Here is a 26,836-nt window from a genome sequence, read left to right on the forward strand (position 1 = left end):
ATGAGCCGGCTTCTGGTGGTCGAGGACGACACCGAACTCCGTGACATGCTGACCGAGACCCTGGTCGACGAGGGGTACGTCGTCGACCAGGCTCCGGACGGCCAGCGCGGTCTCCACCTGGGGCTGACCAGGCCGTACGACGTCCTGGTGATCGACCGCCGGCTCCCGGCCCTGGACGGGCTCGACCTGATCACCCGGCTGCGGGCCCGCGCGGTGGCCGCCCGCGCGCTGATGCTCACCGCCCTCGGCACCGTCGACGACCGGATCGCCGGACTCGACGCCGGCGCCGACGACTACCTGGTCAAGCCGTTCCACCTGGACGAGCTGAGCGCCCGGATCCGGGCCCTGTGCCGGCGCACCGCCGACTCCACCGACGTGCTGCCGATCGGCGGCGGGCTGCTCGACCTCGGCGTACGCGACGCCGTGCTGCCCGACGGCACCCGGGTCGCCCTCTCCTCCCGGGAGTTCGAGCTGCTCCGGGTGCTCGCCACCCGCCCGCACGCGGTGCACTCCCGGTCCGCGCTGCGCACCCGGGTCTTCGACGAGGCGGCCGCCGCGTCGATCGTGGACACGTACGTCTACTACCTGCGCCGCAAACTCGGCCGCCGGGTGGTCCAGACCGTGCACGGGCTCGGCTACCGGCTCGGTGCGCTGTGACCTTCGAGAGAGACGCCATTCGGCGGGCACGCTGGCGGATCGGGCTCACCGTCGGCCTCGCCATCGGCATCCTGCTCACCCTGCTCGGCACGATCTCCTACGAGGTGCTCCGGCACAGCCAGGAACAGCAGATCGACCGGGAGCTCGACTACGGTGTCCGGCACGGGGCCATCGACGGGCCGCCCGCGTGCAGCTGGGTCTTCCTCTACGACGCGAACGGCGTCCTGCTCGCCGGTGGCCCGCCCCCGCCGCCCGGCCTGCCCATCCCCGCCGACGTCGCCGAGGTGGCCGCGAGCGGCATCCGCCAGACCCGGCAGATCGACCGGAACCGCACCACCTACTGGGTGCGCACCCAGTACCGCACCGACGGCGTCGTCCAGGTCGTCTTCGACGCCCGCTTCCAGCTCGCCGACCGCCGGCACCTGCTGATGGCCTTCGGGCTCGCGGGCCTGGCCGGGCTGCTCGCCGCGGCGCTCACCGCCGTCCTGGTCGGGCGCCGCGCCGTCGCCCCGCTCGCCGAGGCCCTCGGACGTCAGCGCCGGTTCGTCGCCGATGCCAGCCACGAACTGCGTACGCCGATCGTCCAGGTGCACACGCGCGCCCAGATGCTGGCCCGGCGCGCACGGCGTACCGGGAGCGAGGCCGACCGGCGCGACCTGGACCGCCTGATCGGCACCACCAGCCGGCTCGGCGAGATCGTCGAGGAATTGCTGCTCTCCGCCCGGATGGCCGCCACCCCGGTGGACGGCCACGCCGCCGGGGAGGTCGACCTGTCCCGCCTCTGCGCCGACGCGGTCGCCGCCGAGACCGACCGCGCCGCCGAGCACGGCGTCGCCCTCGACCTGATCGCACCGCCCGCCCCGGTCCCGGTCACCGGCATCGAGTCGGCCCTGCGCAGGGTCGCCTCCGAGCTGCTGGCGAACGCGCTCACCCACACCCCGGACGGCGGCCACATCACGGTGACCGTCGGCACCGGCGGCCCGAGTCGCACGTTCCGCCACGGCAGCGCCGACCTGACCGTGACCGACACCGGCGACGGCTTCGACCCCACCGACACCGACCGCCTGTTCGACCGCTTCCACCGGGGTTCGGGCGCGGGCACCCGCCGTTTCGGCCTGGGCCTGGCCCTCCTCCACGAGGTGGTGACGAGCCACGGCGGCACCATCACCGCCTCGACGAGCCCCGGCCTCGGCGCCACCTTCACGGTCCGCCTCCCCCTCTACACCCCCACCCCCACGTCCACGCGCCACCGCCTCTTCCCCGCCCGCGCCTGACCCGCGGCCACCGGTTCCGCAGGGGAAACGCCGAGCGGAGGAAGGACCGCTCGGCGTGACCAAGGGGCGGGGTTCTACATGCCGTCGCCGGACCAGTCGCCGCGGGACCGGGAGCGGACCGGGAGCGTGGAGATGACCGGGGCGTGCTCGTGGGGGTAGTTCTCGGCGTGGCCGCCCCACTTGACCCACTCCTCGGTGGTGTACCAGTTGATCAGCTCGCCGTCGGAGCGGATGATCCAGTCGATGTCGGTCTCGGCGATGAAGTGGCCGTGCTTCACGCCGGCCGGGCGGAAGCAGTAGGTGCCCTCGTCGATGTCGCCGAAGTTGTAGGCCATCCTGCCGCCGAGCGTGTAGAACTCCTCGTAGCAGGGGTGATGGGCCAGCCGGTGGTCGGTCCAGCCCTTCTTGGCGCGGATCAGGCGGGTGTAGAAGCCGGTCTTCGGGTCGCGGTGCAGCAGCTTGATGTAGAGCGGGGTCAGCGGGCCGACCGACGGCGCCTCGACCCAGTCCATGGTGTTGGCGTCGATCACGGTCGCCCGGCCCTCCGCGTCGGTCTCCTTCACCGAGACGAGCGGGTCGAAGCCGGCGTCGCCGTACTCGCGCCAGTGCAGGATGCGGGAGCCCTCGCGGACCTTGATCCAGTCCATCGGGGCGCCCTTGGGGACCTGGACGTAGCCGCCCGGGCCGAGCTCCTGACCGCCGTAGATCAGCGAGCCCTCGACCACGTAGAACTCGGTGTCGGCGTGCGGGATGCCGGCGCTGCGGCCCCAGTCGGCGGTGGCGTGCAGCGACAGGGACGAGGAGCCGTCCTCCTCGTCGGTGGAGAGCCGCCGTTCCAGGATCTTCCCCTCGCCGTACGGCAGTTCGCCGGCGTGGAAGATGTAGTCGTCCTCGTGGATCAGCTCGACATGTGCCCTCACGGCGTACTCCTCAGTTCTCGTTTCAGGATCTTGCCGGCGGCGTTGCGGGGCAGCGCCGCCACGGTCCGGTACTGCTTGGGGACCTTGAAACCGGCCAGCCGTTCGCGTAGATACGCCTCGAGAACATCGGCCTCGACGGGCCCTCGGCTGACCAGGTAGGCGACCACTCGTTCGCCCCATCGGTCGTCGGGTTCGCCGACGACCGCGCATTCGGTCACGGACGGGTGGGCGAGGAGGACCTCCTCGACGTCGCGCGGGTACACGTTCACCCCGCCCGTGATGATCACGTCCTTGACCCGGTCGACGATGGAGATGAAGCCCTCCTCGTCGCGGATCACGATGTCGCCGGAGGTGAGGAAGCCGTCCTCGGTGGTGCAGGCGGCGGTCGCCTCCGGATTGTCGTGGTAGCCGTTCATCAGGTACGGCGAACGGCTGTACAGCTCACCGGGCCGGCCCGGACCGACCTCGTTCTGATCGGCATCGACCACTCTGACCTGTGTGGCGAACCACGGGTGGCCGACCGAACCGGCCTTGCGGCGGGCGTCCGGCGGGCGCAGGTCGGTGATCACGCCGGCCTCCGTGGAGCCGTAGAGCTCGTGCACGCCGGCGCCGGGGAAGGCCTCGAAGACCCACTCCTTGAGCACCTTCGGCAGCGCGGCGGCGTTGAAGTAGAGCGTGTCCAGGCTGGGCAGCTCCGGCACCCGTTCCACCGCCGCCTTGATCAACTGCGCGTGGGTCGGCACGAGGAAGACCGATTGGGCGCGGTCTCGGGCGATCATGTCCAGCAGGTGGTCCGGCCTGAAGGTACGCAGCATGCTGACGGTCGCTCCGCAGTAGACAGCGGCGTACGCGAAGGCGAAACCGGCGCCGTGGTACATGGGGGCGACCGCGATGGTCCGGCGGCCGGGCCCGAGTCCCCATTCCAGCGCGGTGGCGTAGAACGTCAGGCACCGGGACCGGTGGGAGATCAGCACACCCTTGGGATCGCCGGTGGTCCCCGCCGTGTAGGCGATGCAGAACGGGTCGCGTTCGCCGACCGGGATCCACGGGTCTTCAAAAGAGGAGTTCACGAGCCATTTCTCGTACGCCGGACCGATGCGGATCGTCGCGCCGACCAGGTCGCTCTCGTGCTCGCCGTCGACCAGCAGCACCCGCGCGCCGGAGTGGCCCAGGATGAAGTCGACCTCCGGCGGGGTCAGGCGGGGGTTGACCGGGACCAGGACCAGGCCCGCCTTCGCGATGCCCGCGGCGATCTCCGGGTACTCCAGGCGGTTGCCGCAGAGCAGCGCGACCCGGTCGCCGCGGGAGAGCCCGAGGGCGAGCAGCCCACAGGCGACCCGCGAGGAGCGCTCGTCGAGGGCCGCGTAGGTGATCGCGCGGTCGCCGTCGCGCACGGCGATCACGTCCGGGGTCGCCCGGCCGAACTCCCGAATCCCACCGGCGATCGTCAGATCCGCCCCACCAGGCCGCAACATGCCAGAATGGAAACACCGTTTCCATTACGAAGCAAGGGGGAAGTCTCCGGCACGGCCCAGTTGGGCCGGCACCTCACGCAGGCCGAGCCGCTCGCCGATCCAGACGCCGGCCGTGGCGGCGCGGGTCACGTCGACGCCGGTCTCGACCTTCGAGCGCCGCAGCAGGTAGGCCAGGTCCTCCGTGGCGATGTTCCCGGTAGCGGCGGGCGCGAAGGGGCATCCGCCGATCCCGCCGATGCTGCTGTCGAGTGCTTCGACGCCCGCCCGCACGGCCGCGACGGCGTTCGCGTAGCCGGTGTTGCGGGTGTTGTGGAAGTGCGCCCGCAGCGTGACCCCGTCCCGTTTGACCGCGTCCACCAGCTCCGCCACCTGATGCGGGACGCCGACGCCGATGGTGTCCGCCAGGCAGATCTCGTCGAGCACTCCCGCGCCCTGGGCGATTTCTCCGACATTTCGGATATCAACTTCGCCGGTGAAGGGGCAGCCGAAGGCGGCGGCGATGGTGAGGGTGACCCTCAGTCCGTTATTTCGTGCTTTATCGGCTACTTTGCCGAATGCGGCCAGCGAATCGGCCGTGGACATGCCCTGGTTGCGCCGGGAGAACTCGTCGCTGGCGACGACGACATAGTTGATCTCATCCGGCCGCGCGTCCTCGAGCGCCAGCGCCCGGTCCAGACCCTTGCCGTTCAGGATCAAAGCGATATAAGAGATTTCTCCCGTACGCGGCACCGCGCGCAGCACCTCCTCGGCGTCGGCCATCTGCGGGACCCGATCCGGTCGCGCGAACGCCGCCACCTCGATCCTGCGCAGTCCGGCCTCGATCGCCCTCCGCACATAGGACACCTTCACCGCCGTCGACAGAACCCTCTTCTCGTTCTGCAGCCCGTCCCGCGGCCCCACCTCGACGATCTCCACGTCGACACCCCTTTGTTCCATCTAGCGAAACGTCGTTTCGCCACTATATGGTGATCGCGTGACCGCGCCACTTGCCGACATTCGTGTCCTGGAAACCGGAACCCTGCTCGCCGGCCCGTTCTGCGGCCAGTTGCTCGGCGACTTCGGGGCCGAGGTGATCAAGCTGGAGGACCCGGGCCGTGGCGACCCGATGCGTCAGTGGGGCCGGGAGAAGCCGCACGGCCAGTCGCTCTGGTGGCCGGTGGTCGCCCGCAACAAGAAGTCCGTCACCTGCAACCTGCGATCGGCCGAGGGACAGGACCTGGTCCGCCGCCTGGTCGCCGAGTCCGACGTGCTGCTGGAGAACTTCCGCCCCGGCACGCTCGAACGCTGGGGCCTCTCGTACGAGGAACTCTCGGCGATCAACCCGCGGCTGATCCTGGTCCGGGTGACCGGTTACGGCCAGACCGGCCCGTACTCGCCCCGCGCCGGCTTCGGCTCGATCGGCGAGGCGATGGGCGGGCTGCGCCACGTCACCGGCGAGGCCGACCGGGCCCCGTCCCGCAGCGGCATCTCGATCGGTGACTCGCTCGCCGCTACGTACGCCGCCTTCGGCACCCTCGCCGCCCTGCACGCCCGCGAGCGCACCGGCCGCGGCCAGGTCGTCGACTCGGCGATCTACGAGGCGGTCCTCGCCATGATGGAGTCGCTGATCCCGGAGTGGAGCGTCGCCGGGTACCGCCGCGAGCGCACCGGCCCGATCCTGCCGAACGTCGCCCCGAGCAACGTGTACCCCAGTGCCGACGGCTCCGACGTGCTGATCGCCGCCAACCAGGACACCGTCTTCCGCCGCCTCGCCGACGTGATGGGCCGCCCGGCACTCGCCGACGACCCGCGGTACGCCACACACGGCTCCCGCGGCGAGCACCAGGGCGAGCTGGACCGGCTGATCAGCGAGTGGACGGCGACCGTACCGTCGGCGAAGCTCCTGGCCATGCTGCACGAGGCGGGCGTGCCGGCGGGCGGCATCTACACCGCCGAGGACATCATCGCCGACCCGCACGTCCAGGCCCGCGAGGCGGTGATCGAGGTCGACCACCCGGAGCTGGGCCCGCTGAAGATGCAGAACGTCGCCCCGAGGCTCTCCGACACGCCCGGCGAGGTCCGGTGGCCCGGCCCGGCACTCGGCGCGAGCAACGAGGAGATCTACGGCGGGCTGCTCGGCCTCTCCGGCGAGGACCTGGCCGGCCTCCGTGAGCGCGGCGTCATCTGATGACCGAGCCCGATCAGGACACCGAGCTCTCCGAGAACTACGCGGCCGCCGGGTTCGCCCGCAGGCTGGGCTGGGGAGCCCGTCCTGCCGTGCTGCTCGTGGACCCGGCGGTCGCGTACACCCACCCGGACTCCCCGCTCCACCTCGCCACGGGACAGGCCGCCGCCGACGCGATGGCCGTGCTCGCCGAGGCCGCCCGGTCCGCGTCGGTCCCGGTCGTCTGGACCCGCGTGAGTTTCGCCGACGAGTCCTGCTCCGAGGCCCCGCTCTTCGCCGCCAAGGTCCCGGCGCTGAGGGCCTTCGCCACCGGCAGCCCGTACGCCGGTTTCGCCCCGCCACTCGCCCCGGCCCCCGGCGAACTGATCGTCACCAAGCATTACGCGAGCGCTTTCGCCGGCACGTCCCTGGCCGCCTGGCTGACCTCGCACAGCATCGACACCCTGGTCATCGGCGGCTTCTCCACGAGCGGCTGCGTCCGCGCCTCGGCCCTCGACGCCCTCCAGCACGGCCTGCGCCCGATGGTCGTCCGCGACGCCTGCGCCGACCGCGCCCCCGCCCCCCACGAGTCGAATCTCTTCGACCTGGACGCCAAGTACGCCGACGTCCTGACCCTCCCCGAGACCCTCAGAAACCTCTGACCCCTTCTCCGGTACGCCCTCCGGCACCGGCCCAGCCGCTTTCTCTTCCGGGGCCGGGGTGGTGGGCCGCGTCGAGGGCTAAGCGTCGGGGGCTAAGCGTCGGGGGCTAAGCGTCGGGGGCTAAGCGTCGGGGGCTAAGCGTCGGGGGCTAAGCGTCGGGGGAGAGGATCTCGGTGAGGGCGCGGAAGGGCTCCGGGGACGATGAGTGGGCGCAGGTGACCAGGGTCTTCCACAGGGCCCAGCCGCGGCCCCGGGTCCACTCTGCGGCGGGGACGCAGAGGTGGGCGCGGAACAGCTCGCGGGCGTCGGCGGTCAGGACGGTCCAGGCGATGGCGAGGTCGCAGGAGGGGTCGCCGACGCCGCAGGTGCCGAAGTCGATGACCGCGGAGAGGTCGCCGGCGGCGTCCAGCAGCAGGTTGCCGAGGGCGATGTCGCCGTGGAACCACGTCGGCTCGCCGTCCCAGGGTGCGTCGAGCGCGTCCTTCCAGAGAACGCGCGCCCGGTCCGCGTCGACGCGGTCGCCGAGCAGGCCCAGGGCGCGCTGGAACTCGCCGTCGTACCTGCGCAGCGAGCCGCCCCGATACCAGTTGTGCAGGCCGGGGGCGGGTCCGTCACCGGGGTCGACGGCGCGCAGGGCCAGCAGGAAGCCGGCCAGGGACGCGGCGAAGGCGGGCGGGTCGGTGAGGGCGCCGGGTGTCAGCGGGGTGCCGTCGATCCACGGGTAGACCGACCAGGAGAACGGGTAGCCGAAGCCGGGCGAGCCCTGCGCCAGCGGGACCGGGACGGGCAGCGGGAGCCGGGGCGCCAGGCGCGGCAGCCAGCGGTGTTCCTTCTCGACGGCGAGGGCGTACTCGGCGGCGCTGGGCAGGCGCACCGACATCGCCGGGCCGAGGTGGAAGGTCCAGTTGTCCCAGCCGCCGTTCGCCACCGGGCGGATCGGGAAGTAGCGCCACTGCGGGAACCGGCTGTCGATCAGGCGGCGGACGAGATCCGCCTCTACGTCGATGCGCTGGGGTAGCGGTCCGAGGCTCACGGCGTCATCCTCGCCGGGCGCCGGCTTCTCACGCCACCGGATAAGAGCCTCCGATCGTACGATCGAAGCCCGCTCCCCAGAGGGAGCGGGCCCACGAAGCTGATCAATCGCCGGAGAGGGTCTCGATCGTGCCGGCGGTGAGCAGGGACTGGTAGTAGGTGCCGCCGGGGTAGTAGGTGGCGGTCGTGGTGCCGGCGACCGCGTCGTTGGCCCAGGCGACGGCGAAGGTCTGCAGCGCGGTGACGTTCGCGGCCTTCGACGCGCCGGCGGTGAGCGTGCAGAGGAAGTTGGTGCTGGAGCCCTCGGCGTCGCAGTGCGAACCGGTGGTCAGCCGGACGCCCAGGAAGTCACGGTCCAGCGTGGCGGTCAGCTCCACGGTGCCGCTGGCCTGGCCGTTCGCGAGGTACGGCGGCGACGAGACGGTCCGCACCGGGAGCGAGGTGCCGCCGACCGCGGTCAGGCCGGTCGCCATGTTGGTGCCGGACGGGGACTCGACCGGGTCGAGGAGCTGCAGGAACTTCAGGTTGGCGTACGCGGCCGGGTACGTGGTGGCGAGCACCCCGGCGACGTAGGTGACCGCCTCGCCGCCGGCGGAGTGCCCGGCGAGGATGAACGTGGTGGGTAGCGTGCTGCCGGCGCGGCCCGCCGTGGTCGCGGCAGTGGCGTAGCTCACGGCGAGGTTGCCGGTGGAGCTGGTGGCCGTGCCGAACCAGGCGGCGACGTTCGTCAGGAACGTGGTGTTGCTGCCGGTGTTGTTGACCGTGCAGTTGTTCGCGTTGGAGGACGGCAGCGTCGGGACGAAGACCAGGTAGCCCGCGGTCTGGTACTCGCCGGCGAGATCGGCCATGTTCGACTTGGAGCGGGAGAATCCGTGCTGCAGGTAGATCAGGGCCTTCGGGCTGGTGGTGGTCGGGAAGTACCAGTCGACGGCCTGGTGAAGCGTGCCGGTACCGCAGGGGACGTCGACCGTGGTGGTGACCACCGTGGCCGCGGCGTAACCCGGCGCGGGGGTCATGAGCAGCACCGATCCGGTCAGGACCAGGGCGGCGAGGAGACGGGACAGGGACGACACGGGGCCTCCAGGAGGATTGGCCGTAACGCTCTCCGAAACAGTGTTTCCATTAATCAGGGAACATCGATGGCCTGTCAAGAGACAAAAAACCCGGCATCCGTACGGCGGATGCCGGGTCGCTGTCGTTGCGCTGTGTCACTCCTCGGCGGTACCCAGGTGCCACGGAACGACGAGCGGGTGACGCTCCTCGTCGCGGGCGGCGAGACCCTCCATCGACTTCTGGTACTGGCGGAGCGTGATCTCGCCGGCCATCACCTGACCGCAGAGCACCCCTTCGAGGCTCTGCGGCGGGAACCACGACTCCTCGATGACCAGCGGCTCCTCCTCTGCGCGAGCCTCCGCCCGGACGCCGCGGACCGCGAGCACGCAGGCGGCGGCCAGAACCAGGAGAAGCAAGTACAGGATCAACATCGCCACCGCCTTGTCGGGTTACCACGGGGTTCGCTTCACCCCGCCTGACAAACCAAACGGATCACAGGGCGTATTGGTTCGACGGTTCGGCAGACTTCCGCGGCTCACTACCACGCGACCCGACCGCACTATCGAGGTATGACGCATATTGCCCGTTTAGGGGTACTCTCGTCCCGTTCTTCCGGTTTCCCCCGAAAACGGAGCCTCATGCTCTACGACTACGACGCCTTCAGCCGGCTCGCCGGCTCCCCCGATCCGCCGCCGGAGGCAGGCGCCGACTACCGGGTGCGATTACGGCCGCTCTCCAGCAGCCGCCCGATCCGGTCCGTGCTGATCACGGTCTTCGCGTTCCTCTTCGAGGCGACGTTCTTCGGGTGGCTCCTCACCTCGGTCTCCGGCCGCTCACCGGTGATCTCCGCGGTCCTGCTGGTCATCGAGCTGTTCCGGATGGTCAACGTGGTCACGCTCTGCCTCGCGACGCTGCGGGCCCGCGATCCCGTGCCGGTGCCGCCCGACCCGGGACTGCGGGTCGCGTTCCTCACCACGATCGTCCCGGGCAAGGAGCCGATCGCGATGGTGGAACACACGCTGCGTGCCGCCCAGCGGGTCCTGCACCCGGGGACGTACCACCTGTGGCTGCTCGACGAGGGCGACGACACCGCGGTCAAGGCGATGTGCGACCGGGTCGGGGCGCACCACTTCAGCCGGCGTGGCGTACCCGAGTGGAATCTTCCCGCCGGAGGCTTCAAGGCCAGGACCAAGCACGGCAACTACAACGCCTGGATGGACGCGCACGGCGGGGAGTACGACGTCTTCGTCTCGGTCGATCCGGACCACGTGCCGCTGCCGTCGTTCTGCGAGCGGCTGCTCGGCTACTTCCGCGATCCGGATGTGGCGTTCGTCGTCGGGCCGCAGGTATACGGCAACTACGACAATCTGGTCACCCGCTGGGCCGAGTCGCAGCAGTACCTGTTCCACTCGCTGCTCCAGCGCGCCGGGAACCTGCTCGGCATCCCGATGCTGGTCGGAACGAACAACGCCGTTCGCATCTCGGCACTGCGGCAGATCGGCGGGCTGCAGGACTCGATCACCGAGGACATGGCGACGAGTCTCGCCGTACACGCCACCCGCAACCCGCTGAGCGGGAACCGCTGGAAGTCCGTCTACACACCGGACGTGCTCGCCGTCGGGGAGGGCCCGTCGTCGTGGACCGACCTGTTCAGCCAGCAGCACCGGTGGTCGCGGGGCACCGACGAAGTCGTTTTATCGGGATTTATCAGCAGAATTCGTCGGCTCGGCGTGCGGCGGACCCTGCACTACGGACTGCTCATGGCCTACTACCCGATGACCGCGATCGCCTGGCTGCTCGGCGCGATCACCGCGGTCGCCCACATCGTGCTCGGCGCCGAGGGCGTCCAGGTGCCACAGCACGTCTGGACCATGCTCTACGTCGACGCGGCGCTCTTCCAGGTCGGCCTCTACCTCTGGAACCGGCGGCACAACGTCAGCCCGCACGAGGAGGAGGGCTCCTCCGGCGCACCGGGGATGATGCTCTCCACGCTCTGCGCGCCGGTCTACGTCTCCTCCTTCCTGCAGACGCTGCTGCGCCGCCGGGCCGGTTTCGTGGTCACCCCGAAGGGCGACTCGGCCAGCCCGGACCGGCTGCTCACCTTCGCGAGCCACCTGCGCTGGGCGTTCTTCCACGCCGCGCTGCTCACCTGTGCCGTGGCCACCGGCCGCACCGACGGCTTCATGTGGCTCTGGCCGGCCCTCAACCTCGTGCTCTGCCTCGCCCCGCCGGTCCTCTGGACGGCGCTCCGGATGGCCGCCCGTCCCGCTCTTCACGTGGAGAAGTACGCATGAGAAAACTCGCCCGCCGTTTGTTGCGCTACCTGGTGGCGATCCCGGTCGCCGCCGGGGTGCTGCTGGCGAACAAGCCCATCGTGGTGTTCGCCGCCGACCAGTACCACGACTTCAGTGTCAGCCGGCAGTCGTACAAGGCGGCCTACGGCCACTGGTCGACGCTGGACGTCCCCGACGACATGAAGATCAACGCGATCCACGCCGCGCTGCTCAGCACCGGCAAGGTCCTGATCATCGCCGGCTCCGGGAACAACCGGAAGAACTTCGAGGCCGGCTCGTTCAAGACCATGCTCTGGGACCCGCAGACCGACCGGTTCACGCAGGTCCCGACGCCGACCGACATGTTCTGCTCCGGGCACACCTTCCTGCAGAACGGCAACCTGCTGGTCGCCGGCGGCACCAAGTCGTACGAGGTCCTGCCGAAGGACATCAAGAACGCCGCCGGCGTCATGAAGATCAAGAACGAGTCGCCGGACGGCGGGCCGCGGACGTTCCTCAAGGGCACCCAGTTCGCCTCGGCCGACGGCACCCAGCTGTACCGCAGCCGCGCCGACATCACCGTGCCACCCGCGATGAAGATGCGGCACGGCACGACGACCATGGTGCACGCCGGCGAGGCCGAGGTCTGGGTGGACGCGGTCGCCGCCGGTGACGGCCCGGTGGTCACCCGGCCCGCGCAGTACCGCATCCCCGGCCTGAGCGGTGCCGACGCCCGCAACCTCTACGGCGTCTCCGACAAGATCACCCGCGAGAAGCAGGAGTACGGCGGCGACGACACGTCGTACGAGTTCGACCCGCACACCGAGCGCTACGTCCGGGTCGGCGACCTGAACCAGCACCGGTGGTACCCCACGCTGGCCCCGCTCCCCAGCGGCGACGTCCTCGCCGTCTCCGGACTCGACCAGTTCGGCCGGATGCTGCCCGGGCTCAACGAGGTCTACCGCCACAAGACGCAGCGCTGGGAGGCGAAGCCGCAGCTCACCCGGGTCTTCCCGACCTACCCGGCCCTCTTCCTGACCAAGGACAACCGATTGTTCTTCTCCGGCTCCAACGCGGGGTACGGTTCGGCGACCGAGGGCCGCACACCCGGCCTCTGGGACCTGAGGGACAACAGCTTCCAGACCGTGCCGGGCCTGCGTGACGCCACGATGACCGAGACCAGCTCGTCGGTGCTGCTCCCACCCGCCCAGGACCAGAAGGTCATGATCATGGGCGGCGGCGCGGTCGGCGACTCCCCCGTCTCCACGGCACGCACCGCGATCGCCGACCTCGATACGCGCAGCCCGGCGTGGCGTCCCGGCCCGAACCTGCCGCACCCCACCCGGTACCTGAGCAGCGTGGTCCTGCCCGACGACACGGTCTTCACCAGCGGCGGGTCGTCGGGGTATCGCGGGGGGCCGTATCAGGGGCGTACCCGCAGCGACCTGCTCACCGCCCAGATCTACCAGCCCCGCGCCAACCGCTTCGTCACCGCCGCCTCCCCGACCGTGGGCCGCGACTACCATTCGGAGGCGCTGCTGCTCCCCGACGGCCGGGTGATCACCATGGGTGGCGACCCGATCTACGACAAGGGCGGCCGCAACCCGGGCACGTTCGAGCAGCGCATCGAGATCTACAGCCCGCCGTACCTGTTCCACGGCGCCAGGCCGACCGTCACCACCGGGCCGGACAGCGTCTCCCGCGGCACGACGGCCTCCTTCGACACTCCGGACGCGGCCCGGATCCGCGGCGCACGCCTGGTCCGCCCGAGCGCGATCACCCACGGCACCGACGTGGACCAGCGTTCGGTGGCGCTGACCGTGGGCCACTCCCCGACCGGCATCACCGTGGGGATCCCCCGCGAACGCGGCCTCCTGCCGTCCGGCTGGTACATGCTGTTCGTCACCGACAGCGAGGGAGTCCCGTCCCAGGGCCGCTGGGTCAAGGTCCTTTGACGGTACGCACCATCCTCCGCGCCCCGTCCGGCACCCGCCGGACGGGGCGCTCCCTTTGCTCCCCCACGGGCACGCTCTCGCCCCACCTCACCCGTCCCGCCCGCCCGATCCCGCTCGCCCGATCCCGCCCGCCGCTCGCCCGATCCCGCTCGCCCGGTCCCGCCCGCCGCTCGCCCGATCCCGCTCGCCCGGTCCCGCCCGCCGCCCGACCGTCCCACCCGGGCCGCCCAGGCCCCGGGCTGGCGCACTTCGGCTGGCGCTCGGACGCCGGGACGCGCTGGCGTGTTCCGGGGCAGTGCCGGAGCCCGGGCGCGCATTCCAGGGGTGGTATCAGGACACCGCCAGGTGGGCGGCCACGTTCAACGAGCCCGCCCGAACACTCACCGTCACGGAACATCGGCTTCGCCGGCCAGGGCTCGGCCGTGGACGGGCCGGGCGGCGCCCCACGGGCGGTGAGCCGGCGATCCGGGGCACCCGCGGCCGGTCGGCTGGCGATCCGGGGTGCCTCGGGCCCGTCGGCTGGCGATCCGGGGTGTCTCAGGCGCCCGAGAGACCCCTGACCACCAGCCACGCCGGGAAAGCTGGAACTCACGGGTCACTCCAGCCCGCCGACACACCCCTGAACCCCAGCCACCAAGATCATCCCCGCAGTTGATCATGAAAAGTCGATCAAACCCGGCCAGCCAGGGCCCACCCCGACCGGGGGAAACCCCCATCCCTAACGGAACAGTGGCAGAAAAACGTGATCTTGGCCCGGGGCCCTGTGGATAAACCCCAGCTGTGGATAACCCCCAACCCGGGCCATGACCGAGAACGCCCACCCCGCGACCCCACCGGCGACGATCCCGCCGGAATCGACCAGCGGGGTCAGGCGTGGAACGGGTGCGGGGCCGGGTGGGTGAACGCCGGCTGGCGGGTGGGGTCGTGGTCAGTTCGTGGCCAGGGAGAGGGCGTAGTCGGGCCACCACCGGCCCGCCTCGGGAGCACCGTCACCACAGGCGCCGTCGGACTCGCCGGGGCGCTTGACCCAGAGGAACGCGTCCACGCGGTCGTGGCCGGTACGCGTGGTCGGGGCCGGGCCCAGGGCGCGACCGGGCGGGTTGCACCAGTGTCCGTCGCCGGAGCCGCTCGTGTCGGCGGGGCCGTTGCCGTTGCGGCTGGTGTCGATGACGAAATGGGCGCCGCCGAGACGGTCGGAGATGGCCGTACCGTAAGCGATGTTGGCCTCTGTGGTTTCGAAGTTGGCGACGTTGAGGCTGAAACCGTCGGCGCCGCGGACGCCTGCCCGGTCGAGGGCGTCCACCACGCGGTCGACGTCCTTGATCCAGCCCGGGTTGCCGGCGTCGAGGTAGACGCGGACGTCGGACTCCCGTTTGAGCTCCTGGACGGCGTCGTCGAGCAGGGCGTACCGGTCCTCGGCCGCCTCGCCGCTGAGGCAACCCTGCAGTACGTGGGTGAGCGCGTCCGGTTCCAGCACCACCAGTGCACGGGAGCCGCGGATCGCCTCGGCGAGCGCCGCGATCCAGGTCCGGTACGCCTCCGCGTCCGGCGCCCCGCCACCGGAGTGCCCGCCGCAGTCGCGCTGCGGCACGTAGTAGGCGACGAGCACCGGCGTGCGCCCGGCGGCGGTGGCGGCGGCGACCAGCCGGCGGGCGCGGTCCGCGTACCCGTCCGCGTCGTCGGCGAACCAGACGGCGGTCGGCTCGTCCGCGATCTTCCGGACGGCGGCCGCGTCTCCGGTACGCCCCTGGGCGTCCCACTCCCGGACCTGGGCGGCCGCCGCGCCGGCCGGCTCCACGTAGAACCGTTCGGCCGGCACCTGGGGTACGGCCGGCTCGCGTGTGGACCCCGGGTCGCAGGCGGCGAGTACCAGGGCGGTAAGCAGCACCGCGGACATCCTCTTCACAACCGCCGCGCCGTGGAACCCCACCTGAAACCCCTCGTCAAAACCGGTCAAAGTACACCGTACCGTCCAGCCAACGAGGAGTCACCACACGCGACGCCGTGCCGGTGCCGCTTTCCGCGATATGCACCCGGTCGGGCGACGTCCTATTGACCGGGGGGCGCCTCGTCGGCGGCCGCCGCGACGAGTCTCTCGGTCGTCGCGGGGTCCACGCCGAGCGCCGTCAGGACCCCGTCGCCGTTCTCCTCCTCCAGCAGGCCGAGCAGCAGGTGACCGGTGCTGATCCCCTCGCGCCCGAGTCGCAGGGCCGCACGCATGGTGAGTTCGAGGGCCTTCTTGGCGCGGGCGTCGTACGGGATGAGCACCGGGTCGGCGTCACTGCGCGGCGGCAGCGTCCCGGTCGCCGCCGCCCGGGCCCGCGCCGGGTCAACGCCCTGCGCGCGGAGCGCCTCGACCGCCGTGCCCTCGGTCCCGAGCAGCCCGAGCACCAGGTGCGCCGGGACCATCTCGGCGCTGCCGGCGGCCTTGGCCTCGTTCATCCCGGTGACGATCGCGCCGCGCGCGAGCTGCGAGAACTTCTGGAATCCCTGTGACGGATCGGGGTCGGGTCTCCCGACGAACCGCTTCTGTGCGGCCTGCTTGGTGACGCCCATGCTGCGCCCGATGTCGGTCCACGATGCGCCGGACCGCCGGGCCTGATCGACGAAGTGCCCGATCAGGTGGTCCGCGATCTCCCCGATGTGATCGGCCAGCAGCACCGCGCCGGAGAGACGGTCGAGCACGTCCTCATTGTTCTTGGTGATCGCTGTGATCAGGTCGTCCAGCCTGACCGGTGGCGTAATCTGCGTCATGCCGTCAACCGTAGGTTGACGGCATGACATCGTCAACCCGAAGTTGACGCAACCGGCCCGTACGGGGGAGATCAGAGGCGGCGGAAGACCTCCAGGAGGAACCACTCGTCGTCGTGGGTGACCAGGCGGCTGAGCTCGGGCCGGGCCGCCAGCGCGCCGTGCACGTTGAAGCCGTCGTAGCCGGTCGGCGAACGGTCCCGGAAGTGTGCCGCCACCAGGTCACCGCCCGGTTCGAGGCGGGCGATCATCGCGTCGAGCATGATCGTCAGGTCCGGGGCGGAGAGGTAGTAGAGCAGGTCGCCGACGACGATCAGGTCGAAGGTGCCGGGCGGGAGGTCGGCCGGGAGCATCGCCGTCACGACCGTGGTGTTGAGGTGAGCGGAAACGGCCGCGCGGGCCTGCTCGACGGCCGCCGGGACGCAGTCCACCGCCAGGAGTTCGTCACAGCGCGGCGCGAGCAGGGCGGTGAGACGGCCCACGGCGCAGCCCGGCTCGTAGGCGCGACGGTACCGCTCGCGGGGCAGGCTGGCCACGGCGACCGCGTATTTGCGCTGGTCCTGCCACTTGATGGCGTTGTCCCACGGGTCGTCCTTGGCCTCGTAGAGACCGGTGAAGTGGTCGAGGGAGAAGGACGCCTGCGGCGGCTGGGCATCACCCTGGGTACGTGTCACTCCACGATTCTGCCCGAGGTCACTGGGTGGATACGGTCAGGGTTCCCACCCCCTTGACGGCCTCCAGTTCGATGCCGCCGTCGCCGTCGCCGCTGCGGAGCGTCTCGCCCTTGTCGACGCCGTTGGTCTTGTCGCCGTAGAGCGTGACCGTGCCGGCGCCCTGCCGGAAGAGGGCCCGGACGGGGGTCTTCCGCTCGGTCTCGATGCGCCACGTGTTGACGCCGCCGGTCATCCGGATCGTGATCCCGTCGTCCTGCCGCGGCAGTCCGATGTTGATCGTGTTGGCGCCGCCGATCAGATCGATCCGGCTGACCGTGCCGTGCGACAGGTCGAAGGTGCCGGTGCGCACGCCGCCGCGCATCCGGACCGCCCAGTCGACCTCGCTGCTGAGGATCACGTTGAGCTCGGCGCTGCCGGTCTTGCGGCCGTTCGGCACGACGCCGACCTTGAGGGTGTCGCCGTCGACCGTGGTGCTCGCACTGATCTTGCTGTCCTGACCGGTGGTCACCTGGAAGAAGCCGTCGTTCGGCACGTCGCCGATGGTCACGTTGAGGTCGGTGACGCCGTCGGCGAACTCGAAGACGGCCGCGTCCGGTATGGCGGTGGCGGTCGGTGACGCCGCCGGCGGGGCGGCCGAGGCGGCGGCGGAGGGCGGCGACGTGCCGATCGAGACCGGCGGGTTCTCGGTGGGCACCTCCACCTGTGCCGGATCCGCGGTGGACCCGGGCGCGGACACGGGCTCGGCGCGGTCGGCGCGGATGTACTGCAGAGCGCCGAGAATCGCGCCGGCGGCGAGGATGGTCGCCGCGAAGAGCGCGACGACAGGTTTGCGATTCTTTACGGTACGCCCATCGGAATCGCCGAACGGGGCGGTCGCCTGTTCGCCCCGGGCCGGGGGAATCGCGTTCAGCCCGTTGCCGGTGCGGACCGCCTCGGCTCCGGGCAGTTCGTAATGGTCGGCTTGGGGACCGAACCGCTGCGGTGCGTCCGGCCAGTAGTCGGCGATCTTGGGCCAGGGCGGCACGGGCTGCGCCGGGTCCCCGTCCGGCGAGCTCGGCGCATCGGATACGACTGGACTATCCACGCAGGTCTCCTCGGTGCGGCCACCCGCACATCCCCATGTCTCGCCGGGTGGTCCGACCGGGTATACGCACAGGTTCGGGGTTCGGTTCGGCCGCCGCGACAAAAATTCGCCGCCTTCCCGGCGAAATTGAGGCGCGCACCTCTTGATCTGAGCGGTCCGCCCCGCAAGGATCCTTATCGATTCATTAAGTGCGGTTCGCACTTCACTCTGCAGGAAGCGAATACATGCCGGAACACGATCCCCGTAACGGGTTGCGGGTCGGCGGCTGGGTGCCGCCGTATTCGCCCGAAGCGCGGGGCACTCCCCCGCCCATCCGGCCCACCACGCCGATCTCATTTTCCAGCTTCGATGTGCGCGTTCGCCGACTGGCGCAGGACAGCCCGTTCCGGCGCCGCGCAGCCCTCGTGGGGGTGGCCCTGGCCACCTGCGCGGTGGCCGCTCTGGCGGCCGCGAGCATCGACGCGGAACAGCCCGGCGGCCCCCAGTTCGTGGCCGAGGAGAGCACCACTCTGCCGGTACCCCCGCCGGTGGCACAAAGTACGGTTGTACTGCGAAGCGGCAGCCCCAGCGCCTCTATCACGGGGAGCGCTCCCAGTTCCACTCCGGCGGCCCGGTACTCCACGAGCTCTCCGTGGCCCGTCAAGGAGGCCGTCGCCGGAACCACGAAGCCGAGCGCCGCCGCGACCACTACCACCAGTAAGGCGGCCGACGTTCACCTGACCGTCGGGTCGACCGTCGGGCTGACCGTGGCCGACGACTCCGGATACCGGATACGGCACCGGAACTACTACGGGCGGATCGATGCCATCGGCGCATCGAGCACCGCTCTGGAAAAGGCCGACTCGGGCTTCACCGTCCGCACTGGACTGGCTAATTCGAGTTGCGTGTCGCTCGAATCAGTCAACTACCCGGGCTATTTCCTGCGGCACCAGGACTACCAAATCAAGCTGGTCCGCAGGGACTCCTCGGATCTGTACGAGCAGGACGCCACTTTCTGTCCGGTGTCCATTCGCTCGGGCGCCGCACTGGTGTTGCGTTCCAGCAATTACCCGCTGCGCTATGTGGTGGAATCCGGTCAGCAGCTGTACCTGAAGGAGACGTCGGCGGCGGACGCCCTGGCGCTCGTTCCGCGCGCGGCCCTCTGACCCTTCGTCACACCCACGGGCTCTCGGTGCAGTCGCACCGAGAGCCCGTGTTCCGTCAGGAGACGATCACGCCGCGCGCGTCGAGCACCCGGCCGTCGCCCAGATCCACCGGCTCGTCGGTCCGGTTGATCAGGAAGCGGTGCTCCCCCCGGATCGCCAGCTCGACTCGTCCGCGCAGCTCAGCCGGGAGCTCGCTGACCACCCCGGCCGGGCCGAGCAGCGCCGGCAGCAGGCTGGTCAGACCGTCCGGGCCGAGCCGGGTCGAGACGTACGCGGCGGAGCCGGCCGCGACCGGACGGCGGGTCACGGCCGGCTGGTCCGCGTCCTTGTACCGGGCCAGGACCTCGACGTCACTCGCGGTGATCTGGAAGCGGTCGGTCCAGAGCGTGCCGACCGTGCCGTCGTCCAGATCCACCGTCTCGCCGTCGAGCAGTGGGGCGAACTCCTCGATCCGGATGCCGAGCAGCTCGCGGAAGGCGCCCGGATAGCCGCCCAGCCATATGTGCTCGTTCACATCCACGATCCCGGAGAAATACGTGGTCACGAAGTGACCGCCGCCGTTCACGTATTCATGGATGCGATCGGCCAAATCGGTGGGCACCACATGCAGAATCGGGGCGATCACCAGGCGGTGGCCCTGCCACGCTCCCCCGGCGGGCACCACGTCGGCCCGGATCCCCAGGTTGAGCAGCGCGGTGTACCAGTCCAGCGCCTCCTGGCGGTAGCGCAGCCGGTCGGTCGGGTGCGAGTCCTGCTCGGAGGCCCACCAGGAGTCCCAGTCGAAGAGGATCGCCACGTCGGCGGGCTTCCGGTCACTGCCCGCGACCCTCCTGAGATCGGCGAGACGCGCGCCGAGGGCGGTGACCGCACGGAACACCGCGCTGTCCTCGCCGGCGTGCGGGATCATCGCCGAGTGGTACTTCTCGGCGCCCGCCTTGGACTGCCGCCACTGGAAGTAGCAGACCGCGTCCGCGCCGTGCGCCACGTGAGTCAGCGAGTCCCGGTCCAGCTCGCCCGGCTTCTTCGCCACGTTGATCGGCTGCCAGTTGACCGCGCTGGTGGAGTGCTCCATCAGGAACCACGGCCGCCCGCCGGCCAGGTTGCCGGTCAGGTTCGCCGAGAAGGAGAGCTCGTCGAGCGCCTGCGGGCCGGGGAGCACGTAGTGGTCGTTGGAGACGAAGTCGATCTCGGACGCCCAGTCGGCGAAGTTCATCCCCTTGGTCTCGCCCATCACCATGAAGTTGGTGGTGACCGGGATATCCGGGGTGATCTCGCGCAGTATCTCCCGCTCCAGCCGCAGGTGCTCCTTCAGCGCGTCCGAGGAGAACCGCTTGAAGTCCAGCTGCTGGGTCGGGTTCGGGTGCGTGGTGGCCTGCCGGGGCGGGATGATCTGGTCCCAGTCGCTGTACCGCTGCGACCAGAAGTCGGTGCCCCAGGCGACGTTGAGCTCGTCGAGGGTGGTGTACCGCTCGCGGAGCCAGGCCCGGAACGCGACCGCCGCGTCGTCCGAGAAGTCGTAGAGGTTGTGGCAGCCCAGCTCGTTGTTGACGTGCCAGGCGACGATCGCCGGGTGGTCCTTGTAGCGGGTGGCCATGGCGCGGACCAGGCGCAGCGCGTAGTTGCGGAAGACCGGGGAGGTGGCGCGCCAGTGCTGACGGCCGCCGGGCCAGACGGTGTTGCCCGCCCGGTCCACCGGCAGGATCTCCGGATGCCGGGCGACCAGCCACGGCGGCGGCGAGGCTGTGGCGGTGGCGAGGTCGACCGAGATCCCGCCGGCGTGCAGCAGGTCGATCACCTCGTCGAGCCAGGCGAAGTCGTACACCTCGGGGCGGGGCTGGATCCGCGCCCAGGAGAAGATGGCGAGGGAGACGACGGTGACACCGGCCGTACGCATCGCGCGCACGTCCTCCGCCCAGACCTCACGCGGCCACTGTTCCGGGTTGTAGTCCGCGCCGAACTCCAGCCGCGGCGCCCCGGCGCGGCGCAGCCAGCGCCGGGGCTCCCCGTGATGCGACACCGTCATGAAACTTCGAAGCCCTGTTCGTTGCCGTACTTGACCGAGGCGTCCTGCCAGGCCTTGAGACCGTCCGTCAGCGTCGAGGCGCCGGTGTAGGCCTTGCCGACCGTGTCGACGTAGATGCTGTTCGCGTAGACCTGGAAGGGCAGGTACGACCAGCCGGTGACCACTTCGGCGGCGGACTCGGCGAGCACCTCGTTGACCTTCTGGCCACCGAAGTACTCGAACTCCTTGCTCTTGAAGGCGTCCGCGTTGAGCTGGGCCGTGGTCGCCGGGAAGGCGCCCGCGTCGGTGCGGAGCTGGGCACCGTCCTGGACCGCGGCGTACTTGAGGAAGCCGTACGCCAGGGTCTTGGCCGCGCTGCCGTCGAGGACGGCGAGGGAGCTACCGCCGTTCTCCGAGGTCGCCTTGCCACCGGCCTCCCACTGCGGCATCGCCGCGACGCGCCACTTGCCCGCCGCCGGCTTCACGCCGCTCTCCAGGTTGCTCGGCATCCAGGCGCCGATGATCAGGGTGGCGATGGTGCCGTCACCGAGACCCTTGTACCACTCGTCGCTCCAGCCGGAGATCGGCGCGACCAGCTTCTTGTCGATCATGCCCTGCCAGAGGGTGCTGAACTTCTGCGCGCCCGCGTCGGCGAAGTTCACGGTGACCTTGGTGCCGTCGACCGTGTACGGCTTGCCGCCCGCCTGCCAGATCATGCTGGTGGTGAAGCCCGCGTCGCCGGTGTCGCTGGTGATGTACGACTTCGGGTTCGCGGTGTGCAGCTTCTCGGCCGCCGCGGCGTACTCCTCCCACGTGGTGGGGACCTCGATGCCGTACTTGTCGAAGACCTCCTTGTTGTAGAAGAGCGCCATGGGGCCCGAGTCGATCGGCAGGCCGTAGATGCCCTCGCCGGAGTGCACCGAGTTCCAGGTGCCCGGCGTGAACGTCCCGTCCAGCGACGCCGCGCCGTAGGTGTTCAGGTCGGCGACCGCCTTGGAGAGCGCGAACTGCGGCAGCGCGTAGTACTCGATCTGCGCGACGTCCGGCGCGCCGGAGCCGGCCTTGACCGCGTTCTGCAGCGCGGTGTACTGGTCGTTGCCCGTACCGGCGTTGACCAGCTTGACCTCGACCTTCGGGTACTTGACCTTGAACTGCTCGACCACCTTGGTGATCGTGGTGTCCCAGGCCCAGACCGTCAGGCTGCCACCGGCCTGGAGCGCGGCCTCCACGTCGGCGTCGGACACCGTGGTGGCGGCGGCCTCCCCGTCAGTGGTCGAGTCGTCGTCGGAGCTGCAACCGGCGGCGAAGAGCGATATCGACATGGCGGCACCGATGAGGGCGTGCCGGCGGGTGATTCCCAATGTGCTTCCCTTTCTCAAGGAGTTCACTGCTTGACGCTGCCCGCCGCCAGCCCCGACTGCCAGTAACGCTGCAGGAACAGGAAGGCGATGATCAGCGGGACGATGGCGAGGAGCGATCCGGCGATGACGAGGTTGTAGACGACGTCACCACCGACCGATTGCGCCTGCTGGTTCCACGTGTAGAGGCCCAGCGTCAGCGGATAGAGGTTGCGGTCCTTCAGCATGATCAGCGGGAGGAACATGTTGTTCCAGGTCGAGACCACGTTGAAGAGAAGCGCCGTGACGAACCCCGGTGAGAGCAGCGGCACGGCGAGCCGGAAGAAGATGCGGAACTCGCCGGCGCCGTCGACCCGCGCCGACTCGAGGATCTCGGCCGGCACCGCGTCGTTGGCGAAGGACCACATCAGGTAGAGGCTGAACGGCGCCATCAGGGTCGGGATGATGACCGCCCAGACGGTGTCGGTGATGCCCATCTTCGCGAAGAGCAGGAAGGTCGGCACCGCCAGCGCGGTGGGTGGGACGGCGACCGCGCCGAGGATCAGCGCGAAGATCGCCCGGCGGCCACGGAAGGCGAACTTGGCCAGGCCGTACCCGGCCAGTGTGGCGAGCAGGGTGGCCCCGCCCGCGCCGACGAGCACGTAGAAGACGGTGTTCCCCAGCCAGCGCAGGTAGACGCCGTCCTGGTAGCTGAAGAGGTCGCCGATGTTGTCGAAGAGCGCGAAGTCGTCGGCGAACCAGAGCCCGAACGAGGTCTGCAGCCCCTCCTGGGTCTTCGTCGCGTTGATCAGCAACCAGATCAGCGGCAGCAGCGAGTAGACCACCATGATCGTGGTGATCACCGTGAGGCTGACGCTGCGCTGGTTCCTCTTGGCCGCCTGCTTGCGGATGGTGGCCGGCCGGAGCGTCACCGGCTTCTGCTTTACCGCGATGCCCGACATCAGCGTGCCTTCCGTACGGCGCGGGACTGGACCAGGTACGCGACCACCATCGTGAGCACGCCCATCACCACCGCGACCGTCGCCGAGTAGTTGAACTGCTGGCCGCCGACCGCGAGCTGCCAGGCGTAGTAGTTCGGGGAGAAGTAGGTGATGATCGAGTTCGGCGCGAGCGTCCGCAGCACGATCGGCTCGGTGAAGAGCTGGAAGCTGCCGATGATCGACCAGATCGTCACCACGAAGAGCGGTCCGCGCAGCGCGGGCAGCTTGATCGCCCGGATGATCCGGAACTGCCCCGCACCGTCGATCGCCGCCGCCTCGTAGAGAGAGGTGTCGACGACCCGCAGCGCCGAGTAGAGGATCAGCATGTTGTAGCCGACGAACTCCCAGGTCACGATGTTGCCGATGGAGGCGAGGATCCAGTCCGGGGAGAAGAGGTCGGGCAGCGTGATCCCGAAGGTGTCATTGATGCTGGCGACCAGGCCGAACCGGTTGCCGTAGAGGAAGCCCCACATCAGCGTCGCGACCACGGCCGGGACCGCGTAGGGCAGGAAGATCGAGATGCGGAAGAACGCCTTGCCGTAGAGCCGTCCGCTGTCGATGGCGAGCGCGACCAGCAGGGCGAGGAAGAGCATGATCGGCACCTGGATGACCAGGAACAGACTCACCCGCCCGACCGCCGACCAGAACTGCGGATCCTCCAGAGCCTTGGTGTAGTTCTCCATGCCGACGAAGGACGTGCCGCCGATCAGCTTGGTCCGGTACAGGCTCAGGTAGAGGGAGTAGATGATCGGCGCGAGGAAGACCAGCGCGAACACCGCCAGGAACGGACTGACGAACTGCCACCCGACCCATGATCGCCGTGTCAACAGTTCCTCCTTACGTCGATGTTTACGTAAACATGTTCGCCCACGTTTGGAAATGTTTACGTAAACGTGTGTGCCGTATAGTGGCACGCGTCACCAGGTCGGTCAAGGAGTGAGGGCCATAGAACCGCAGCGTCTACGCGGTGGATCGGACGTTCCGGGCGGACGCCGCAAGCAGCGTGTATCAATGGCAGACGTGGCCAAACTGGCCGGCGTCTCCTCGCAGACCGTCTCCCGGGTGGCGAACGGCCAGAGCGGCGTCGTCGAGTCCACGCGTGAGCAGGTTCTTGCGGCCATGCGCGAACTCGGATACCGACCGAACAGTGCCGCACGTTCACTTCGGTACGGTCGCTTCAACACCATCGGCGTGATCCTCTTCGGACTCGCGTCGACGGGTAACAGTCGTACGGTGGAAGCGATCGCCACCCACGCCGCGACCGAGGGTTACGCCATCACGCTGATCCCGGTCGGCGTGCCCACCCAGGACAACGTGCTCGGCGCCTTCACCCGGATGGGCGAGCTCGCCGTCGACGGCGTCATCGTGATCATCGAGATCCACCTGCTGGACGCCACCACGGTCGCCCTGCCGCCCGGCGTCCACGTGGTGGTGGTCGACTCCGACGCCGGCGACCGCTACCCGGTGGTCGACACCGACCAGGCCGACGGCGCCCGGCAGGCGGTCCGCCACCTGCTCGAACTCGGCCACCACTCGGTCTGGCACGTGGCCGGGCCGGCGGGCTCGTACTCCGCCGACCGTCGCGCCGTGGCCTGGCGCACGGTGCTGGAGGAGGCCGGCCGCCCGATACCCGCGATCCTGCGCGGCGACTGGTCCGCGGAGTCCGGCTACCGCGCCGCCCTCGACCTGCCCGACGACTGCACCGCGGTCTTCGCCGGCAACGACCAGATGGCACTCGGCGTGTTACGGGCCCTCCACGAGCGCGGCCGTGCCGTACCGTCCGAGGTGAGCGTGGTGGGTTTCGACGACCTCGCCGAGGCCTCGTCGTACCTCCCCCCGCTCACCACGGTGCACCAGGACTTCGCCGAGGTGGGCCGGCGCTGCGTCCAGTCGCTGCTGGCCCAGATCCGCGCCGAGCCGGCCGGCCCCGGCACCGACCTGGTCCCCACCCACCTGGTGGTCCGCGGCAGCACCGCCCCGCCACCAGCCTGACCCTCCCGGGAGGCACACGATGGCCCAGGCAACGACCGAAGAGATCCTCGAGACCGCCCGCAAGGCCACCGACACCGCGACCGTCAGCCGCGTCTTCGGCACCCCGATCGAGAAGGACGGCGTCCTCCTGCTCCCGGTCGCCAGGGTCGCGGGCGGCGCCGGTGGCGGCGGAGGCGGCGGCGACAGTGCGGACGGCACCACCCAGGGCAGCGGCAACGGCGTCGGCTACGGCCTCTCCGCCAAGCCGGCCGGCGTCTTCGTCCTCAAGGAGGGCGAGGTGACGTGGAAACCCGCCCTCGACGTCAACAAGATCATCCTCGGCGGCCAACTGGTCGCGATCGCCGCCTTCCTGGTGGCCCGCTCCGTCCTGCGCCGCCGCTCCCGCTGATTCTCCGGTACGGGTCTCCGCTCCCCCACCGCCCGCAAAAGGCGGCCACCGCAGGGCAACGCGACCTCCCGTCGGGGTCCCGCCCACAGCCGCGGTGGCCGCCCCTCCCGGGCGACGATCGCGACCCCGGTCACCACGGCTTCACCCCACCCTGCAGATCGCGGCCCCGCTCACCGCGGCTTCACCCCACCCGGCAGGCCGAACAGCAGGAGGTCCAGGTCGGGCAGCTCCCCGACGCAGATGCGGGTCAGGTCGCGGTACCACGACCGCACCGCCTCCCGTCGCTGCTCCGGAGTACCGGACAGATCGTCCACCGGGGGCGGCTGTTCTCCGGGACGCCGGGCTGACGGCAGTGCGTCACGGAGAATCAGTAGCCGCCCATATGCCAGGCGGAGAGCACCCATCTGCCGGGCCGGTGCCCACCGCCGAAAGTCACCGCCGAACGGGTTCACGGCGGTGTAGGCGTCCCATCCACCGGCACCGGGCTGATCAGCGACGAGCTCGGTCACTATCCGGACTGTCCAGTCGACATCCGGTTCGACCTCGATGGCACGTGCCTGTGCGGCGTCGGCAAGCATGGTCAGGCATGCTCGGAGCTGCCACCGCTCCACGGCCCCGGTGGATCGGTGTCGCCACACGGCTACGGCCGCCAGGAAGCCGACCAGCGCCGGGCTCGCGGCGACCCACGGGCCACCGCAGTTCCCGCACGGATCGCTCCCCGGAAGGTTGAGGCGCCAGGCGGACCACGTCGGCGCCCGATTCGGGTCCGTCTTCTGACTCTTCAGAACGTGGCAGTCCGGCGCGTGTATCCGGCGACCGGAGGAGTGGCCGTAACAGACCCGCATCCACCCGGGCCCGGGAAAGCCCGGCCCTTCCAGGGGCGGCGTTTCTGGCACGCTGAGCCCACCGCCCTCGTGGGCGAACGGAACCTGTCAAGTCAACTGAGACAGTTTCTTGATTTTGTTTAGCTTTGTGCTGGTGGAAGGCTCGTCGCCGTTGTGATGGTGGCCTGGCCGGG

General features: G+C 70.1%; 24 protein-coding genes. 9 read left to right on the top strand and 15 right to left on the bottom strand.

From position 1 onward, the window contains the following. Together AB0M08_RS05520 and AB0M08_RS05525 are read left to right on the top strand one after the other, a co-directional pair. A complete protein-coding gene (locus AB0M08_RS05520) occupies positions 1 to 657 on the top strand; it encodes a response regulator transcription factor (RefSeq protein ID WP_364488856.1) in 657 nt (218 codons plus the stop codon). Beyond that, positions 654 to 1,931: a HAMP domain-containing sensor histidine kinase gene (locus tag AB0M08_RS05525; protein ID WP_364488859.1), complete on the top strand. Its 1,278-nt coding sequence runs from the start codon at positions 654 to 656 to the stop codon at positions 1,929 to 1,931. The genes AB0M08_RS05520 and AB0M08_RS05525 overlap by 4 nt, the downstream gene beginning before the upstream one ends. A 74-nt stretch (positions 1,932 to 2,005) precedes the next feature. Here the strand turns inward: AB0M08_RS05525 and AB0M08_RS05530 are convergent, their stop codons facing one another. The 3 genes from AB0M08_RS05530 to AB0M08_RS05540 are packed head-to-tail and all read right to left on the bottom strand — an operon-like array spanning position 2,006 to position 5,241. Beyond that, positions 2,006 to 2,851 (bottom strand): DUF4437 domain-containing protein, encoded by an 846-nt coding sequence (locus tag AB0M08_RS05530; RefSeq protein ID WP_364488863.1) that lies wholly within the window; start codon positions 2,849 to 2,851, stop codon positions 2,006 to 2,008. After that, positions 2,848 to 4,326 (bottom strand): AMP-binding protein, encoded by a 1,479-nt coding sequence (locus tag AB0M08_RS05535; RefSeq protein WP_364488866.1) that lies wholly within the window; start codon positions 4,324 to 4,326, stop codon positions 2,848 to 2,850. The genes AB0M08_RS05530 and AB0M08_RS05535 overlap by 4 nt, the downstream gene beginning before the upstream one ends. Positions 4,327 to 4,350: 24 nt before the next feature. Beyond that, positions 4,351 to 5,241, bottom strand: a complete 891-nt coding sequence (locus tag AB0M08_RS05540) for a hydroxymethylglutaryl-CoA lyase (RefSeq protein WP_364488869.1) — start codon at positions 5,239 to 5,241, stop codon at positions 4,351 to 4,353. A gap of 58 nt (positions 5,242 to 5,299) precedes the next feature. Here AB0M08_RS05540 and AB0M08_RS05545 point away from each other — a divergent pair, with 58 nt between their 5' ends. Then, positions 5,300 to 6,493 (top strand): CoA transferase, encoded by a 1,194-nt coding sequence (locus AB0M08_RS05545; protein ID WP_364488872.1) that lies wholly within the window; start codon positions 5,300 to 5,302, stop codon positions 6,491 to 6,493. Then, a complete protein-coding gene (locus AB0M08_RS05550) occupies positions 6,493 to 7,131 on the top strand; it encodes an isochorismatase family protein (RefSeq protein WP_364488875.1) in 639 nt (212 codons plus the stop codon). Before AB0M08_RS05545 ends, AB0M08_RS05550 begins: the two co-directional genes overlap by 1 nt. Before the next feature lie 148 nt (positions 7,132 to 7,279). On the opposite strand, the gene AB0M08_RS05555 is transcribed toward AB0M08_RS05550, so the two are convergent. The 3 genes from AB0M08_RS05555 to AB0M08_RS05565 form a co-directional block, all read right to left on the bottom strand. Further along, positions 7,280 to 8,164, bottom strand: coding sequence for an aminoglycoside phosphotransferase family protein (locus AB0M08_RS05555; protein WP_364488878.1), 885 nt, complete (start codon positions 8,162 to 8,164; stop codon positions 7,280 to 7,282). A gap of 103 nt (positions 8,165 to 8,267) precedes the next feature. Further along, the gene (locus tag AB0M08_RS05560) at positions 8,268 to 9,236 is read right to left on the bottom strand and encodes an alpha/beta hydrolase (RefSeq protein ID WP_364488881.1); all 969 of its coding nucleotides are present in this window, start codon (positions 9,234 to 9,236) and stop codon (positions 8,268 to 8,270) included. Between the two features lie 135 nt (positions 9,237 to 9,371). Next, the gene (locus tag AB0M08_RS05565) at positions 9,372 to 9,647 is read right to left on the bottom strand and encodes a hypothetical protein (RefSeq protein ID WP_364488884.1); all 276 of its coding nucleotides are present in this window, start codon (positions 9,645 to 9,647) and stop codon (positions 9,372 to 9,374) included. A gap of 207 nt (positions 9,648 to 9,854) precedes the next feature. Here AB0M08_RS05565 and AB0M08_RS05570 point away from each other — a divergent pair, with 207 nt between their 5' ends. Continuing rightward, positions 9,855 to 11,510, top strand: a complete 1,656-nt coding sequence (locus tag AB0M08_RS05570; RefSeq protein WP_364488887.1) for a glycosyltransferase family 2 protein — start codon at positions 9,855 to 9,857, stop codon at positions 11,508 to 11,510. Beyond that, on the top strand, positions 11,507 to 13,444 hold the full coding sequence (locus AB0M08_RS05575) for a galactose oxidase early set domain-containing protein (protein WP_364488890.1): 1,938 nt from the start codon (positions 11,507 to 11,509) through the stop codon (positions 13,442 to 13,444). Before AB0M08_RS05570 ends, AB0M08_RS05575 begins: the two co-directional genes overlap by 4 nt. A gap of 928 nt (positions 13,445 to 14,372) precedes the next feature. Here the strand turns inward: AB0M08_RS05575 and AB0M08_RS05580 are convergent. The 4 genes from AB0M08_RS05580 to AB0M08_RS05595 form a co-directional block, all read right to left on the bottom strand. Further along, a complete protein-coding gene (locus tag AB0M08_RS05580; protein ID WP_364488893.1) occupies positions 14,373 to 15,341 on the bottom strand; it encodes a glycoside hydrolase family 6 protein in 969 nt (322 codons plus the stop codon). A gap of 152 nt (positions 15,342 to 15,493) precedes the next feature. Then, on the bottom strand, positions 15,494 to 16,198 hold the full coding sequence (locus AB0M08_RS05585) for a Clp protease N-terminal domain-containing protein (RefSeq protein ID WP_364488896.1): 705 nt from the start codon (positions 16,196 to 16,198) through the stop codon (positions 15,494 to 15,496). 71 nt (positions 16,199 to 16,269) lie between these two features. Continuing rightward, positions 16,270 to 16,869, bottom strand: coding sequence for a class I SAM-dependent methyltransferase (locus AB0M08_RS05590; protein WP_364488899.1), 600 nt, complete (start codon positions 16,867 to 16,869; stop codon positions 16,270 to 16,272). A gap of 19 nt (positions 16,870 to 16,888) precedes the next feature. Further along, a complete protein-coding gene (locus AB0M08_RS05595) occupies positions 16,889 to 17,953 on the bottom strand; it encodes a hypothetical protein (RefSeq protein ID WP_364488902.1) in 1,065 nt (354 codons plus the stop codon). 224 nt (positions 17,954 to 18,177) lie between these two features. Here AB0M08_RS05595 and AB0M08_RS05600 point away from each other — a divergent pair, with 224 nt between their 5' ends. Further along, a complete protein-coding gene (locus tag AB0M08_RS05600) occupies positions 18,178 to 19,098 on the top strand; it encodes an AbfB domain-containing protein (RefSeq protein WP_364488905.1) in 921 nt (306 codons plus the stop codon). A gap of 55 nt (positions 19,099 to 19,153) precedes the next feature. Here the strand turns inward: AB0M08_RS05600 and AB0M08_RS05605 are convergent, their stop codons facing one another. From AB0M08_RS05605 to AB0M08_RS05620, 4 genes are all read right to left on the bottom strand, one after another. Beyond that, the gene (locus tag AB0M08_RS05605) at positions 19,154 to 21,121 is read right to left on the bottom strand and encodes a beta-galactosidase (protein WP_364488908.1); all 1,968 of its coding nucleotides are present in this window, start codon (positions 21,119 to 21,121) and stop codon (positions 19,154 to 19,156) included. Continuing rightward, positions 21,118 to 22,422, bottom strand: a complete 1,305-nt coding sequence (locus AB0M08_RS05610) for an extracellular solute-binding protein (protein WP_364488911.1) — start codon at positions 22,420 to 22,422, stop codon at positions 21,118 to 21,120. The genes AB0M08_RS05605 and AB0M08_RS05610 overlap by 4 nt, the downstream gene beginning before the upstream one ends. Before the next feature lie 62 nt (positions 22,423 to 22,484). Next, on the bottom strand, positions 22,485 to 23,369 hold the full coding sequence (locus AB0M08_RS05615; RefSeq protein ID WP_364488914.1) for a carbohydrate ABC transporter permease: 885 nt from the start codon (positions 23,367 to 23,369) through the stop codon (positions 22,485 to 22,487). A gap of 29 nt (positions 23,370 to 23,398) precedes the next feature. After that, positions 23,399 to 24,265 (bottom strand): sugar ABC transporter permease, encoded by an 867-nt coding sequence (locus AB0M08_RS05620; protein WP_364488917.1) that lies wholly within the window; start codon positions 24,263 to 24,265, stop codon positions 23,399 to 23,401. A 184-nt stretch (positions 24,266 to 24,449) separates the two neighbouring features. Here AB0M08_RS05620 and AB0M08_RS05625 point away from each other — a divergent pair, with 184 nt between their 5' ends. Together AB0M08_RS05625 and AB0M08_RS05630 are read left to right on the top strand one after the other, a co-directional pair. Beyond that, entirely contained in the window at positions 24,450 to 25,430 is a 981-nt protein-coding gene (locus AB0M08_RS05625; protein WP_364488919.1) for a LacI family DNA-binding transcriptional regulator, read from the top strand. 19 nt (positions 25,431 to 25,449) lie between these two features. Continuing rightward, complete coding sequence (locus AB0M08_RS05630; RefSeq protein WP_364488922.1) at positions 25,450 to 25,818, top strand: spore germination protein GerW family protein; 369 nt, start codon at positions 25,450 to 25,452, stop codon at positions 25,816 to 25,818. A gap of 170 nt (positions 25,819 to 25,988) precedes the next feature. Here AB0M08_RS05630 and AB0M08_RS05635 read toward each other — a convergent pair whose 3' ends face one another. Continuing rightward, entirely contained in the window at positions 25,989 to 26,396 is a 408-nt protein-coding gene (locus AB0M08_RS05635; protein ID WP_364488925.1) for a hypothetical protein, read from the bottom strand. Between the last annotated feature and the right edge of the window lie 440 nt (positions 26,397 to 26,836).

The sequence above is a fragment of the Actinoplanes sp. NPDC051851 genome, assembly GCF_040681165.1.
Lineage (GTDB): Bacteria > Actinomycetota > Actinomycetes > Mycobacteriales > Micromonosporaceae > Actinoplanes.